Source organism: Candidatus Phycosocius bacilliformis (assembly GCF_003112735.1).
Lineage (GTDB): Bacteria > Pseudomonadota > Alphaproteobacteria > Caulobacterales > Aquidulcibacteraceae > Aquidulcibacter > Aquidulcibacter bacilliformis.
The window spans coordinates 15,004-28,298 of record NZ_BFBR01000009.1 but is presented as its reverse complement, the minus strand read 5'-3'; the positions used below and the strand labels follow the sequence as shown (position 1 = coordinate 28,298).

Here is a 13,295-nt window from a genome sequence, read left to right as displayed (position 1 = left end):
CATTGGTTATTACGAGGGCCTGTAGTGGCCTTCGGAAAATCGATGCATCTCAGGTCTAATCGCGTGGTCGCCATGCTTCAAGCGGATCACCGCAAATCCCGAACCTGCTCCCCGTTCACGGCGGGAGGCCAGGGATGGGACAGTCAACACGCGTAAGCCTTGAGTCGCGGCAGCTGAAAAGTCGAAATAACCATGGACATGACCACATAAGAGAAGGTCAGGGCGACAAGTTTGAGCCAGCCACTGATTAAACTGGAGGAGTCCCCGAGGGTTACTTTTGACATAGGCCCCGGGAGGTGTCTCTGGTGGATGATGTACGGCAAGAAGGCGAATTTTCGCCGTCGATTGTGCAAGATTATCAAGTGCTTGCCGGACTGACGCTTGACCATAATCGCCCTGAGACCAATCAAACGTCCACTGTGTCCCCAAAGCGGTTGTCGCGGCAATAACTTCCACCCATCCATCAGAGGATTGCCAGGCTGATCGCATTCCCAACGCCTCAAAGCGCCCAAAAGGGCGAAAAAGACGGGCCGGCAAGTTAAACATAGGGGTGTCATGATTTCCGGGGCAGCCCACAATAGGTAAATCAAGCTGAGCTAGCCATCGTACGGCGTCGGCAAACTCTTGCGCCTTGCCTTGCTGTGTCAGATCACCTGTTAGAACAAGACAATCGGGCTCCAAGGCCTTGATGGCTTCAAGAGCTGCGACAAGACGTGTCGCATCGGCGTCACCGAAATGAACATCGCTAAGATGTATTATAGTCGTCATGAAAGCCAAGTCCCCCAAAAGAGGGGCCGTTTAGTTGAGAATACTTAATCAGAAAAGGGCCGTGTGGTGAGTACCAAAGCTGCCCGCGGCAAGAATGATAATTTGACTTGGCAACCCAATGAAACCGGCTCCCCATCCACAAGGCCAAAGATCTCTTCGCCCCCCATCGTGATTTCACCATCGCTAATCGTACGTGTCACCAAATTGGCGAGGCCGCGCCAGCGTCGCAGCAAAACTGCCCCGGCTAACCAGGCAGCCGCGCCAAGGTTCTTAAGCCGAGCTTGTGCCACTTCAAGACCTGAATCTGTTTCTAGATCTGGCATTCCGCTATCTAAACCAAAAGCTGTATCCACCCGGCCTATTGCTGCGATGACTACATCGGACACAGGTTGATTTGGTTGTTGCAGACCAGCTGAAAACAGGTCTCGTCGGAGCGATTTAAGTTCTGCAAAAGCATGATATAGACCTGAGCGGCGAATAGTTTCGCGGACATTCTGGAGCGTCATCCAGGGGCCAAAGCCAGAGGCAACTAGAAAAGCATGTTCGTTGGCTCGCCCGCCACTTAACCAGATCGGTTGTGCCTGCTTCAGGTTAGATAAGGTCCGGTTCAAACAGGCATGCCCATGAACCCGATAGCAGAGCCTGTTGAGTGTCCCGCCAGGCAGTGGCATGATGGCGACATCGAGCCCCCGAACGGCAAGACTGACAGTCCGTGCAGAACCATCACCGCCATACACACCAATGACGCGTCTGCCTGATCTCGCCAATTCTTGGGCCTGCTCATGCAACTCTGCCCCTGCACAGCGCCGGATCACAACACGATTTGCTAGCCCAGCACGTGTCAGCGCCCAACCAAGACGATGTTGGCCAAATAGACGATAGGCACCAGCAGACACATTAACCAAGATAGCCATTTCATTAGGGTCAAAACCAACACGTCGCCGATCTTGATTGAGCTTTAGAGTCTCCAAGGGACGCAAGGCTCGGCTCTTGCTGCATTCGCCGGGATCAAGAGTATCCCGACGTATCAGGGGGATTGTTGGTATCAGGTCAGTCATTTTGGCATTGCTTTATCAAAGAGGGTTCGGCCCTTACGCGACAGGAAGGGAGCGCAGTCGAGGGAAAGGCTGATAGATCGGTCTTTGGGCTGAAAAAGAGTGACCCATAGAGATTGTAGCGTAGGCCATCACTGTACAGAGGAGATATTGGCAGATTTAATGCCAATAGGCCTGCACCGAAAGCTCCACCTGTTCAACGCGCTCTGGGTCACTGAAAGCATCAACTCAGTCGAGCAGAATCAGCCGCGAGACTATCCTCAATCTGGAACGTCGGGCCTTTCAGTAAGGCCACATGCACTTGATAAACAAAAGGCCTGCCGCGAACATCTGCTAACGAGCTTCCAATAGCGGTATGCCTAATTTTAAGGGCGCGAACGCGTCTGGGGTTCATACCGTTCTCCTCTTTGCGACATGCTGCGGAGCCAGGACAACACGGCATCAGGTGAAGAGGCAGGGGGGGCTGACACCGTGCCGTCCAAAAGGCTCCGGTGTGGCCGACATCACGACCCGGCAGGGAGTCGTCAGAGGGGCCCGGTCCACACGCAAGTAACATGAGGCCTCGATTTCTGGCATTCAATACCCAAGTTCGTGAATTCACCGCGTTGTGAGACCAGGTTGATAGGCGGTCACGTGCGCGGGAATTTTTTGACTTAGGTTTAAGTTTTGAGCTCTCTGCAGCGCTTGATTTAGGACTGCGTCGGCCATAGCAGGCAGAGAGGCAAAGCGCCGTGTTGTCGAAAGTTCATCAATGTTACGCAGGAGCCTGGCCCAACGACGCCGGAATGGAGCCCCTGAGCCTAGATAAGCCATGGCGGATTGATCCTGCAGCAATTGATCGCGCAACTTGTGAGCCAGGAATGGGTCGATCTCAAGTGACGCTACCGCGGCAGGATTTGCGACACGGAACACCCGCGAAGTCCCGTTACAGGCAGGGCTATTGATGGGCTCGAATCCAGCCAGCTTCAGCATCGCGATCAAAGTTGGCGGTGCGAAATTCCAGACATGGGCATAGTGGAACAAATTGCTCCGCTGTTTCTGTACACCTTCGATGTTAGGTACTTCGATGAACAGGAGCCCACCAGGGACGAGCCATTGCTTGAAGCTGGCTAGGGCTGCGAGAGGCTCTGCCAAATGCTCAAACACATGATTAAGTGTGATCAGATCAAAAATACCGGCACCAAAAGCTGCCGGCTCAAGCCTTTGATTGGTCACCTCTATGCCATAGGTCGACGTTCCAAACTGACGATAGCCGTCATGAGGCTCAACCCCGCAGGCCTTAAAGCCGAGTTTGCCCATCATATAAACAAACTCTCCCGAGGATGCTCCAACATCTAGAACCCGAGCCCCAGGTGACAACAGAGACTTTAGGCGAACAGCACGCAAAGCAGCGCTGCGTTGAGCGCGAAGGGAATGCTTTGCTTTTGGCTTTAAGTCACCCTTGTAGCTTTGCCGATATGCCTGCGCGTAAAAGGCGGCCAATTCTTCTGGGGAGGGAAGCGGATCATGGCTGACCAGTCCGCAACTTTCGCATAAGACACTGATTAAGGGCTTTAAGCCACGACCCATCGTGCCAACAACTGTCCGCTCTGTTTCGCCACAAACCAAACAGGCCTTTGCACTGACTTTGTCTCCAAGCTTCATGACTTACTCCACACAAGATGAAGTCGCGCTGTTAGAAGACACGTTGCAGCAAAAACCTGATGCGCTTTGTCAGGGAATTGTCAGCCAAGCTCGGCTAGGCGGGTGTTGCGGAGGTTAAATGCGTGTCCTAATCATCGAAGATGAGCCAGAGATTGGATCTATGCTTGCTCGGGCTTTAGAGCGAGCTGGCTTTCTGCCTACCCTTGTAACCGATGGGGAAGAGGGATGGGAAAGAGGCGATACCGAGCTTTTCTTAGTTGCGATTCTGGACATGAATCTGCCCAAACTGGATGGGCTTTCTGTGCTCAAGCGCTGGCGAGCTGAGGGGGTTAAGCTTCCAGTTCTGGTGGTCTCGGCAAGGGGAAACTGGAGCGAGCGTGTAGATGCCCTAAATGCTGGCGCGGATGATTATATCGTCAAGCCCTTTGTACTGGATGAGGTATTGGCCCGTATTCATGCGGTGGTTCGGCGAGGTGCAGGCCAAGCGGACAATATCATCAGAGATGGAGACCTAACCATCGATTTGCGGTTTCGCGCTGTAAGCGATAGTTCTGGGCCGATTGACCTCACCCCGCTAGAGTTTCGCATCTTGAGTGCCTTGGTGCGCGCGCCGGGCAAGAACCTGTCGCAGGCCAGTTTGTGCGAGGAGGTTTATGGTGATCACGAATTGCGTCGGGAAAATGCCATCGAAGCCGCCATGATGCGGTTGCGAAAGAAGATTGGATCGGATCGGATTATGACGCGTCGCGGTTATGGCTATCAATGGAAACAACGTCATGGATCGGGCCTAGATTAATGGCCAAGTCATTGCGTGTCGGGCTGTGGGCGATTGGATTGATCAGTGCGATCATCTTGCCGCTCATTACTGCGCTCGGGTTCCGGGCTGCGTTTGAAAGTCACGTTTACAAAAGCACAGCCAGCGAATTGGAAGCGGACCTTCGTTTCATGACGCGGGGATTAAAGCTAGAAAACGGCCTCATAACGCTGGTCCCCAAAACATTACCGGACCCGCGATTTGAAGAGCCACTGTCTGGCCTATACTGGCAGATTGTCGATGACAAATCGAAAACCACGGTCCGATCTGGATCGCTGGTGACTTTTACCATTGCGCTGCCACAGGATGATTTGCCCCTCAATATTGTCCATCGCCATATTGTTCTCGGCCCAGATGGGACCGAGCTTATGGTGCTGGAACGGCGGATTCCTGAGGGAGTAAAGGGCAAGCAGAGCTGGCGCTTTGCGGTTGCAATTGAACGAGATCTGTTGGAGCGCCAGGTTCATGCCATCATGAGCGACACCATGCCAGTCTTTATTCTATTGGGCTTAGGCCTTCTAGTACTGACATTCATACAAGGCCAAATCCTGTTGGGTCCGCTAAATCAGGCTTCCCGCGCACTCAGTTTGGTTCACGCGGGACTACAAGAGCGCTTAACCTCGACTGTTCCAAGTGAATTGGATGACTTTGCCCGAGATTTTGATGCCTTACTCGATGCCAGCGAGCGTCAGGCCCGGGAAGCCAGAGAGCGGGCTGCCGATTTAGCCCATAGCCTCAGGACACCTCTGGCTGTGTTGATGGCGCGTGCGGATGAAATTGAGATAGCAGGGCTAAGCGCCGCAGCGGCTTCTATACGTGACATCGTAGGCGGACTAGAGCATCGCGCAACACGCGATCTCGCACGAGCTCATATCCATGGCCCAATCCTGGGGCGGCTGGTAGAGCTTCCACTTGCGCCCATTATCAATCAGATCGCCAACGCATTGGCGCGATCTAGCGCAACAGAGAATTTGACCTGGGATGTCCAAGTAGATGCTGACCACAAGGTGAAACTGGACCAAAGCGACTTGACCGAACTGATTGGCTCACTCCTGGACAATGCTCGGAAATGGGCAAAATCGCGCATCAAGATTGCGACAATCTGTGATCCATCTCGTCTACGTATTATTATTGATGATGATGGGCCAGGAATCGAGCCCCATCTCCGCCGCATGGCGATTTCGCGCGGGCAGAAGTTTGACGCCCATCTTAGCGGAACCGGGCTTGGCCTTAGCATCGCGCAAGAAATCATTCAGGCCTATGGCGGCTCTCTTGAACTGTCCGATGGTGTGCTTGGCGGGCTGCGCGTAACGTTGAACCTTCCCCATGCAAGTATCGGTCTTCATGGAGCTAGGTCCACATGAACTCGAACCAAGATGTCTGGTGGCAAAGCCTGCCAACAACATCCTTTGGCTCCAACGGGATGGAAGAACAGCTTGCCGGGCTGATCCTCGCAGGTCGCAAACAGGCGACCGTCTGGAACGGCTTGGACGAAAATCCGACCGAGGCGGGGATGCGCTGGGTTGTGACAGTCGCCGATCGACCTGTTGCCGTCATCGAAACCCTAGAGGTCGGCCAATGCCGGTTTAGCGACATCGATGCTGATTTTGCGTGGACCGAAGGCGAAGGGGATCGCAGTCTGGCCTTTTGGCGGATCACCCACCAGAAATTTTTCGAGCAAGAAGGCAAGTTTAGCCCCGATATGCTGCTGTGGTGGGAAAGGTTCAAACTGGTTGAGACTATTGATCATGATCTTGCCGCCAAGGCAGCCGACATCGTCATGCGCGAGGAACAGGAGGCCCACTTGCTTCTGGCCGGCCGCACTCACCCTCCAGGCTGAGCTCTTTGGTCAAGGCTGCGGTCAAGTAAGGCCCCAATTTCGGCCATGGTTTCACCAACAAGATGTGCACCTGCTCCCAGCAGAGCTTCTTTTGATGTCTCATACGCAAAGCCAATAACCGCCATGCCTGCTGCCACAGCTGCCTTGACGCCATTGGGACTGTCTTCAATCGCGATACAACTTGCTGGCGCCACACCAGCATGATGGGCGGCGCGCAGATAAAGATCTGGGGCGGGCTTGGCCTTGGCCACATCATTTGCCGAATGGGTTCGGCCTGCAAAGCAATCCAATATGCCGATTTTTGCAAGATTGGTGCGAACCTTGTCGCGCTGACCGCTTGATGCCACAGACAATGGCACATGACGGTCAAACAAATGCTTGACCAGCTCAACCGCCCCTGGAATGGCCTTGAGATCCTGGGCAAAGCGATCTTTCAAGAGTGCTTCAAAAGCCGCTATGGCCGCAGGTGGGATCGGATGTCCGATCTGGCCTGCGATGCACGCATACATGGTCTGGTCAGACAGTCCAAGAAAATGAGCCCGGGCGTCTGCGGCGCGCATGGGCCAGCCTAGGCTGGTGGCCCACGCGGCACTGGCTTCATTGGAGATGGCTTCTGAATCGACCAACACCCCATCACAATCAAAGATCACATGGGCGGGCGGACACGGCCAGAAGCGCGGCAGGGACAACATGGCAATGGGTTAGTCCAGACCGCTCGCGATGGCAAATCGGCAATCAGAATTCTGCTTTCAATGTCGCACCCCACGTTCTGGGATCGCCTGGGATACCTGTGATCAGACCCGTGTTGCCGCCTGGCACATTCAGAAGCTCAAAATAGTCCTCATCAAGCACATTGCGGCCCCACAGATACAGATCAAGTCCCTGCGGGGTGCGAAACCCAAGTCAAACGTTCAACAACGAATAGCCGTCAATCCAAGTATAGGCTGATGGCGATGGGTTGGAAGAAAAGCGCGAGCGGTAATTGCCATCCAGACCGACATAAAAATCGCCGTCCTTGCCGATTTGGCGGGCGGGCCACGCATACTCACCCCCAAAGGAAAGCGCCCATTTGGACACACCAGGCAAGACTTGGCCTGAAATGTCGCAATTGGCAGGACTGATAGCACCAGGAACACCCGCTGCCCCGGGCGTTTGACCAGGTGTCAAAGCAGCCCCGCCAGAGAGTTCTGGCGGGCAGGGGGCGTCGCGAAACCGCCGATAGGTCGCATCCGTGTAGGCCACATTCGTGTAAACCGACAAGCGATCGGTGATATCGGCTGCAAGGTCAGCCTCAACACCTTGGGTGCGGACACGGTCAGCATTGGCCAGATAGCCGCGCAAGACACCCAATTAGCCATTGGTGACCTGGGCCTGAGAGTCTTCAATATCGGTACGGAACAGCGATAGATTGAACGTCACCTTACGGTCGAAAAGTCGCGTTTTCAGACCAGCTTCATACTGATTGACCGATTCGGGCCGGGTGGTTTGGGCCCCCAAGAGCGGCAGGCCAGCGGCATCGGTGGGAACATCATTGTGGTTAATGAAACGACTAACCTGATGACCGAGCACGGCGCAGCGCAGGAAGAGACGGCTTAGATGCTAAAGGTTCACTTAAGCTAAGGCGCGGGCGGATTTGTAGCGCGGGTGGCGGTCTGAAAAAGCACGCACACGCCTGCGCCACGCCCGATAACGACCTGGGCGCAAATGGGCTCGCATCAGGGCCTTGACCGCATCAGGGGACAAGCCGTGCTCCGCGCGAATATCTTCAAAGCGGACATGATCACTTAAGGCCATGGCGATGATCTCGCTGAGGGTGGCCTCGTCCAGCGTGTCAGAGGCGGCCATGATCGAGCGCCTCCAGAATCCGTGCTGCGTCCGCTTTGATTTCGGCCCTGCGGGCCTCCCCCATTTTGCGCCAAGTGGCAAAGACGGGGCCCATGCGGGGATTGCCAGCCAGCTTATCTTCATTGCGGCCAATGAAGTCCCAATAGAGTGGATTGAACGGGCAGGCACGGGGACCAGCTTTCACATTGGGATCATATGAACAGCCAGCACAATAATCGCTCATCCTGTTGATATAGGCCCCGCTGGCGGCATAGGGCTTGGAAGCCATGATGCCGCCGTCGGCAAACAACGCCATGCCAATTGTGTTTGGCACCTCGACCCACTCGAAGGCATCGGCATAAACGCTCAGATACCATTCATGCACGTCGTGGGGATCCAAACCGGCAAGCAAGGCAAAATTACCGGTGACCATCAAGCGCTGAATATGGTGGGCATAGGCTTCCTTGCGGGTCTGGCCGATTGCTGCGCGCATGCAGGCCATTTTGGTCTGGCCGGTCCAATACAGGTCTGGCAGGGGACGGCCGACCCCGAAATAATTGGCATTGGCATAATCAGGAGCGTGCAACCAATAGATCCCGCGAACATATTCTCGCCAGCCTATGATCTGGCGAATGAAACCTTCCACGGCTGCGAGAGGGGCGTGTCCTGCCTGCCAAGCCGCTTCGGCGCGCCGACACACATCGAGGGGCTCCAAGAGGCCGATATTGAAATAAAGCGCCAGCACCGCATGGTTCAAGAAAGGCTGGCCGTCGAGCATAGCGTCCTGGGTCTCGCCAAACCGGGGCAGATGATTGGCGATGAAATGATCGCGCGCGGCTTCGGCCTGAGCCTGTGTCGTGGCAAACCAGAAAGGTTCAAGATCGCCAAAATGATGGCCAAAACGCTGGTCGACGAGGCTCAACACCTCTTGGGTGCGCGCATCGGGCTCAAACCGGCGCGGCATTTGTAAGAACAAGTCATGCTTGGCAGGTTTGCGATTATCATGGTCAAAATTCCAGCGCCCACCGGCCGGTTGATCACCATCCATCAACAGACCGGTCAAGCGGCGCATGTCGCGATAGAAATGCTCCATCACAAAGGTCTTGCGCCCCTGCGCCCAGGCCCGAAAGCGGGGGGTGTCACAGATGAAGCGGTTATCAGCAAGCAAGTGGATCGGCAGATCAAGCGTATCGACCCAGGCCCGCTGCATCTGCACCACCCGCCATTCGGATGCTTCGGTCAGCACAAGTCCGTCAGGGCGATGGCGGGCGATGGCGCGCTCAAGCTCACCACCAAAACAGCCCGAATTGGCAGGATCATCCATCTTGACGTAATCGACCGCAAAGCCTTCGGCGCGCAGAGCATCGGCAAAGGCGCGCATGGCAGCAAGAATGAAGGCGATCTTCTTCTTGTGGTGGCCGACATAGACAGCCTCTTCCTGCACTTCCACCATCAAAATGACATCCCGGCCGGGAACAGCACCCTGCAAGGCCGAAATTGAACGCGACAGCTGGTCGCCGAGGATGACGCGTAGAGAGGTCATGAGTGGTCCGAATTGATGCTCGCGCTAGAGCTAGGGCAGGTGGGCACCAAATCCAGCCAAATAGTGCCAATCCAATTCGGCGACTGTATGATTTGTGGGTCGACAGCTGATCAAGCTTCGCCTAGCTTTGGGTCATGCAACGGACTGGGGGCAGCCGCATGATTCAAATCCTAAGAGGTTCAAGCCTGAAGCGGGGCGTGGGGCTTTTATGTCTCTGCAGTGCGATAGCATTGACTGGCTGTGCGAGCCCGACAGCAGCTGTTGAAGAAAGCTTTGTGGTTGGGGAGGATATCTGCGCCGGGGAAGCCACCCGGATTTATTTTCCCCACAGCGAGAGCACATTGAGCCCGGTTGCGGCCCAAGTTGTGGTGCGATTGTCCGATCAATTGGCCACATGCCCGAAACGGCGTGTCATTCTAGTGTCGGTCTCCGGCGATGACGCACCACCCTCAAGCCTCGATAACCGGGAAGAGCGCACCGCCATCGTCAAGCAAATATTGATCAGTCAGGGCATTGCCGACAAAAGGATCATCACGACCGCTCAAGGCCCCTTGATCGCCCAAGCCCCTAAAGGGCCCATCGGCAGCGTCTTTGTGCTGACCCGGCCTTAGGCCGTCTGGGCGGTTTGCAGCTTGATCATGGCTGGCACCAGATCGACTTCGGTTTCAGTTGCGGCAAACACATCGCCAATCATCATCAAGACTGGGCCTTCTCCGACTTGGCCCGCCAAGCTGGGCAAGTCGCCCAGCACGCCCTTAATGCTGAACGCCTCTGACCGCGAAACGGCTTCTGCCAAGACAACGGGCAAGTCTGCAGCCATGCCCAGATCCAACAGCGTGTCACGGATCACGCCTGCATCGGTTCGCCCCATATAAATCACTGACGTATCCGCAGCCGCCACGGCCTTGGCCCATGCCAGCGACGTCGTAGCCCCGCGTGCGACAGTCGGGGTTACAAATGTGACCGAACGTGAAAGGCCTCGCCGGGTGAGCGACGTCGACAAGGATGCCGCCGCACCGAATGCAGCGCTGATGCCTGGAACGATAGAGACAGGAATTCCAGCCTGCACACAGGCTTCAATCTCTTCGTGTGCACGGCCAAACAACATGGGGTCACCCCCCTTGAGACGCACGACGACGCGGTGTCGACGGGCGCTGGCCACCAAAAGGCGATTGATCAGGGCCTGGTCCATCGAGACCCGACCGCCGCGTTTTCCAACGGGCACTTTTTTTGCTTGAGGGCCCAACGCCAGAATGTCGTCACTCACCAGCGCATCATACAGGATGATGTCAGCCTGCTCGATCAGACGCGCAGCGCGCAACGTCAAAAGGTCAACCGCACCTGGCCCAGCACCCACAAGATGGACGTGGCCGGTCATGCAGCCGCCCGGTCGGGTTGGCGTTTGGCTGCCAAGGCAAAGTCGCGATTATCCGCACCCCATTGATAAACAGCCGGGAAAGTGGCCAGAGCACGGCGGGCATCTTCTTCGCGCTGGTCTCCGCGCAAAGCAAAACTATTGATGCCGCAACGCACCATGGCAAAAAGCTGGTCGACCAGCACGTCGCCAACGGCACGAATCTCGCCCTTAAAGCCCAAGCGCGACCGCAAGAGGGTGGCAATCGAATAGCCCCGGCCATCATTGAACTTGGCAAACTCGACCGCAATCAGATCAAGCCCGTCCAAATGCCCGGCCAGCGACAGGGGATCCTCTGTCGGCATGAGCACCAGCGCCCGGGGGCCTGTTTCGACATCCGCCACATCACGGGCAAGCCAGTCATCCAAGCGGACAAAGCTGCCTGCTTCCCACGCCGTCACGCTGGGGGATTCGGGCTGCTTAACATTGGGTCGGATCAGGCTGCGGACATCGCCCTGACCGGCATTGACGATTGCCATATCCGGGATGGGATTGGCGGGAGGCGCAGGACGGAAAGTCCCCTCAGGCAGGGTAACGACGCCCACAGCGCCAGTGTCATGCAATTTCAGCAAAATGCTCATCAGACGTTTTCCTTGAGCTTGAGATCGGGGGAGGCAGGGGCTGGTTCGGATGGAAAAGCCGCAGCAAGGAAGGCGGCTTTGCCAAGGCGCTCAACCGCATCGACAAAGATTTCACCGGGCTGACGCTGGTTGAGGTAGAAATCGGTCAACCGCGACACCGTCGGGGCGACTTCATCTCGCGGGATTGCCTTACCAATGATCTGACCTAGGGCCGTGCGGGTGTCCGTACGACCACCGATCAGGATCTGGTACCATTCCTCATCCTTCTTATCGACACCCAGAATACCGATATGGCCGACATGGTGGTGGCCACAGGCATTGATGCAGCCCGACATCTTGATGGCGAGCGTGCCAATATCCTGCGCCTTTGGGGCCAGGGCATCCTGCACCGCCGCCGCAACCGGGATGGATTTGGCATTGGCCAAAGCGCAATAATCGCCGCCGGGGCAGCAAATAACATCTGTGGCAAGGCCAACATTTGGCTCACCCAACTTCAACGCCTCAAGGGCCTGATACAAAGCCCACAGGTCAGAGCGCGCCACATCAGCCAGAACCAAATTCTGATGATGGGAAACCCGGATTTGGCCAAATGAATATCGATCCGCCAAATCTGCAATTGCATCCATTTGGTCGCTGGTGGCATCACCGGGGGCGATGCCCGGCGACTTGAGACTGATGGTGACCGCCCCATAATTATCGCGCTTGTGGCGGGCAACATTGCGCTTGACCCACGCATTGAAACGGGGATCGGCCAGACGATGCCGGGCCTCTTCCTGGTCCCAAGACGGTGTCGTGACATAGGCAGGTGGAGCAAAAAAGGCCGTCATGCGGTCCAATTCACCAGCAGGCAATGTCGCAGGACCACCCACTAGATGGGTGAACTCTTGTTCCACTTCAGCGGAAAACCGCTCAGCCCCCAGCGCATCCACCAGGATTTTGATCCGCGACTTATAGATATTGTCGCGACGACCCCAGCGGTTATAGGTGCGCAGGACCGCTTCTGTATAAGACAGCATGTCCCGCCAATGCAGGCCAGTCTTGATCACCGGGGCCACGCGGGGGGTCCGGCCTTGGCCACCACCCACTTTCACAATCAGTCGGACCTCGCCGGCCTCATCGCAATAGACCTCAAACGCCAAATCATGGACTTCACTGGCTGCCCGGTCTTCAACCGCGCCGTTGAACGCCACTTTGAACTTGCGGGGCAGGAAGGCAAACTCAGGGTTCAAGGTCGACCATTGCCGCATCAGTTCTGCTAAGGGGCGGGGGTCAACACGCTCATCATGTGCGACCCCGGCTAAGTGATCTGTTGTCACATTGCGGATACAGCTGCCACTGGTTTGGATGGCATGCATCTGGACTGTCGCCAGATCGCCGAGGATGTTCGGCACGTCTTCGAGCCGCACCCAATTGAATTGGATATTCTGCCGCGTGGTGAAGTGGCCAAAGTTCCGATCATAGACCCGCCCAATCTGGGCCAGCATGCGCAGCTGGCGCGACGATAGCAGTCCATAGGGAATGGCGATCCGCAACAAGGGGGAGTGCCGCTCGACATAAACGCCATTCTGAAGCCGCAAGGGCTTATACTCGTCTTCCGACAAGCGACCGCTCAAATAGCGATCGGTCTGGTCAGCAAATTGACGCACACGGGCGTCAACAATACTTTGGTCAATGTCATTATAGATGTACATAAGGCGGCCTTTGAGTGGCTGCCTGTATCCGGGCTGTAGTTCGCGCGCGCAATCCGCCTCTGCTCAACATGTCGTTTAGAAGTTCTGATGATTGGCGCAGAAATCCTTAAACTAGGCGGTG

General features: G+C 56.0%; 13 protein-coding genes and 1 pseudogene. 4 read left to right on the top strand and 10 right to left on the bottom strand.

Annotated features, from left to right (window positions below):
- Positions 1-9: 9 nt before the first annotated feature.
- The 3 genes from PbB2_RS13280 to PbB2_RS13270 all read right to left on the bottom strand — a co-directional run bounded on the left by PbB2_RS13280 (position 10) and on the right by PbB2_RS13270 (position 3,467).
- Entirely contained in the window at positions 10-768 is a 759-nt protein-coding gene (locus PbB2_RS13280; protein WP_108985821.1) for a metallophosphoesterase family protein, read from the bottom strand.
- A 44-nt stretch (positions 769-812) separates the two neighbouring features.
- On the bottom strand, positions 813-1,682 hold the full coding sequence (locus tag PbB2_RS13275) for a diacylglycerol kinase family protein (RefSeq protein WP_238165023.1): 870 nt from the start codon (positions 1,680-1,682) through the stop codon (positions 813-815).
- Between the two features lie 738 nt (positions 1,683-2,420).
- A complete protein-coding gene (locus PbB2_RS13270) occupies positions 2,421-3,467 on the bottom strand; it encodes a class I SAM-dependent methyltransferase (protein ID WP_108985819.1) in 1,047 nt (348 codons plus the stop codon).
- Positions 3,468-3,585: 118 nt separating this feature from the next.
- On the opposite strand from PbB2_RS13270, the gene PbB2_RS13265 reads away from it, so the two are divergent.
- The 3 genes from PbB2_RS13265 to PbB2_RS13255 are packed head-to-tail and all read left to right on the top strand — an operon-like array spanning position 3,586 to position 6,121.
- Complete coding sequence (locus PbB2_RS13265) at positions 3,586-4,263, top strand: response regulator transcription factor (RefSeq protein WP_108985818.1); 678 nt, start codon at positions 3,586-3,588, stop codon at positions 4,261-4,263.
- Positions 4,263-5,645, top strand: coding sequence for a sensor histidine kinase (locus PbB2_RS13260; RefSeq protein WP_192576340.1), 1,383 nt, complete (start codon positions 4,263-4,265; stop codon positions 5,643-5,645). The genes PbB2_RS13265 and PbB2_RS13260 overlap by 1 nt, the downstream gene beginning before the upstream one ends.
- A complete protein-coding gene (locus PbB2_RS13255) occupies positions 5,642-6,121 on the top strand; it encodes an ASCH domain-containing protein (protein ID WP_108985816.1) in 480 nt (159 codons plus the stop codon). Before PbB2_RS13260 ends, PbB2_RS13255 begins: the two co-directional genes overlap by 4 nt.
- On the opposite strand, the gene PbB2_RS13250 is transcribed toward PbB2_RS13255, so the two are convergent.
- The 4 genes and pseudogenes from PbB2_RS13250 to PbB2_RS13235 form a co-directional block, all read right to left on the bottom strand.
- Positions 6,106-6,813: an HAD family hydrolase gene (locus tag PbB2_RS13250; protein ID WP_108985815.1), complete on the bottom strand. Its 708-nt coding sequence runs from the start codon at positions 6,811-6,813 to the stop codon at positions 6,106-6,108. The two genes, PbB2_RS13255 and PbB2_RS13250, sit on opposite strands and share 16 nt — an antisense overlap.
- Positions 6,814-7,024: 211 nt before the next feature.
- Positions 7,025-7,690: pseudogene (locus PbB2_RS13245) on the bottom strand (TonB-dependent receptor domain-containing protein).
- Positions 7,691-7,732: 42 nt separating this feature from the next.
- A complete protein-coding gene (locus tag PbB2_RS13240; RefSeq protein WP_108985814.1) occupies positions 7,733-7,966 on the bottom strand; it encodes a DUF2805 domain-containing protein in 234 nt (77 codons plus the stop codon).
- Entirely contained in the window at positions 7,953-9,488 is a 1,536-nt protein-coding gene (locus PbB2_RS13235; protein WP_108985813.1) for a cryptochrome/photolyase family protein, read from the bottom strand. The genes PbB2_RS13240 and PbB2_RS13235 overlap by 14 nt, the downstream gene beginning before the upstream one ends.
- Positions 9,489-9,646: 158 nt before the next feature.
- Between PbB2_RS13235 and PbB2_RS13230 the strand changes: the two genes are divergently transcribed.
- The gene (locus PbB2_RS13230) at positions 9,647-10,099 is read left to right on the top strand and encodes an OmpA family protein (protein WP_238165022.1); all 453 of its coding nucleotides are present in this window, start codon (positions 9,647-9,649) and stop codon (positions 10,097-10,099) included.
- Here the strand turns inward: PbB2_RS13230 and cobA are convergent.
- From cobA to PbB2_RS13215, 3 genes are read right to left on the bottom strand one after another with little or no spacing between them, the layout of a single operon-like run.
- Entirely contained in the window at positions 10,096-10,866 is a 771-nt protein-coding gene (gene cobA, locus PbB2_RS13225) for a uroporphyrinogen-III C-methyltransferase (protein ID WP_108985811.1), read from the bottom strand. The two genes, PbB2_RS13230 and cobA, sit on opposite strands and share 4 nt — an antisense overlap.
- Positions 10,863-11,483, bottom strand: coding sequence for a DUF934 domain-containing protein (locus PbB2_RS13220; RefSeq protein ID WP_238165021.1), 621 nt, complete (start codon positions 11,481-11,483; stop codon positions 10,863-10,865). The genes cobA and PbB2_RS13220 overlap by 4 nt, the downstream gene beginning before the upstream one ends.
- The gene (locus PbB2_RS13215; RefSeq protein ID WP_108985810.1) at positions 11,483-13,174 is read right to left on the bottom strand and encodes a nitrite/sulfite reductase; all 1,692 of its coding nucleotides are present in this window, start codon (positions 13,172-13,174) and stop codon (positions 11,483-11,485) included. The genes PbB2_RS13220 and PbB2_RS13215 overlap by 1 nt, the downstream gene beginning before the upstream one ends.
- Positions 13,175-13,295 lie beyond the last annotated feature (121 nt).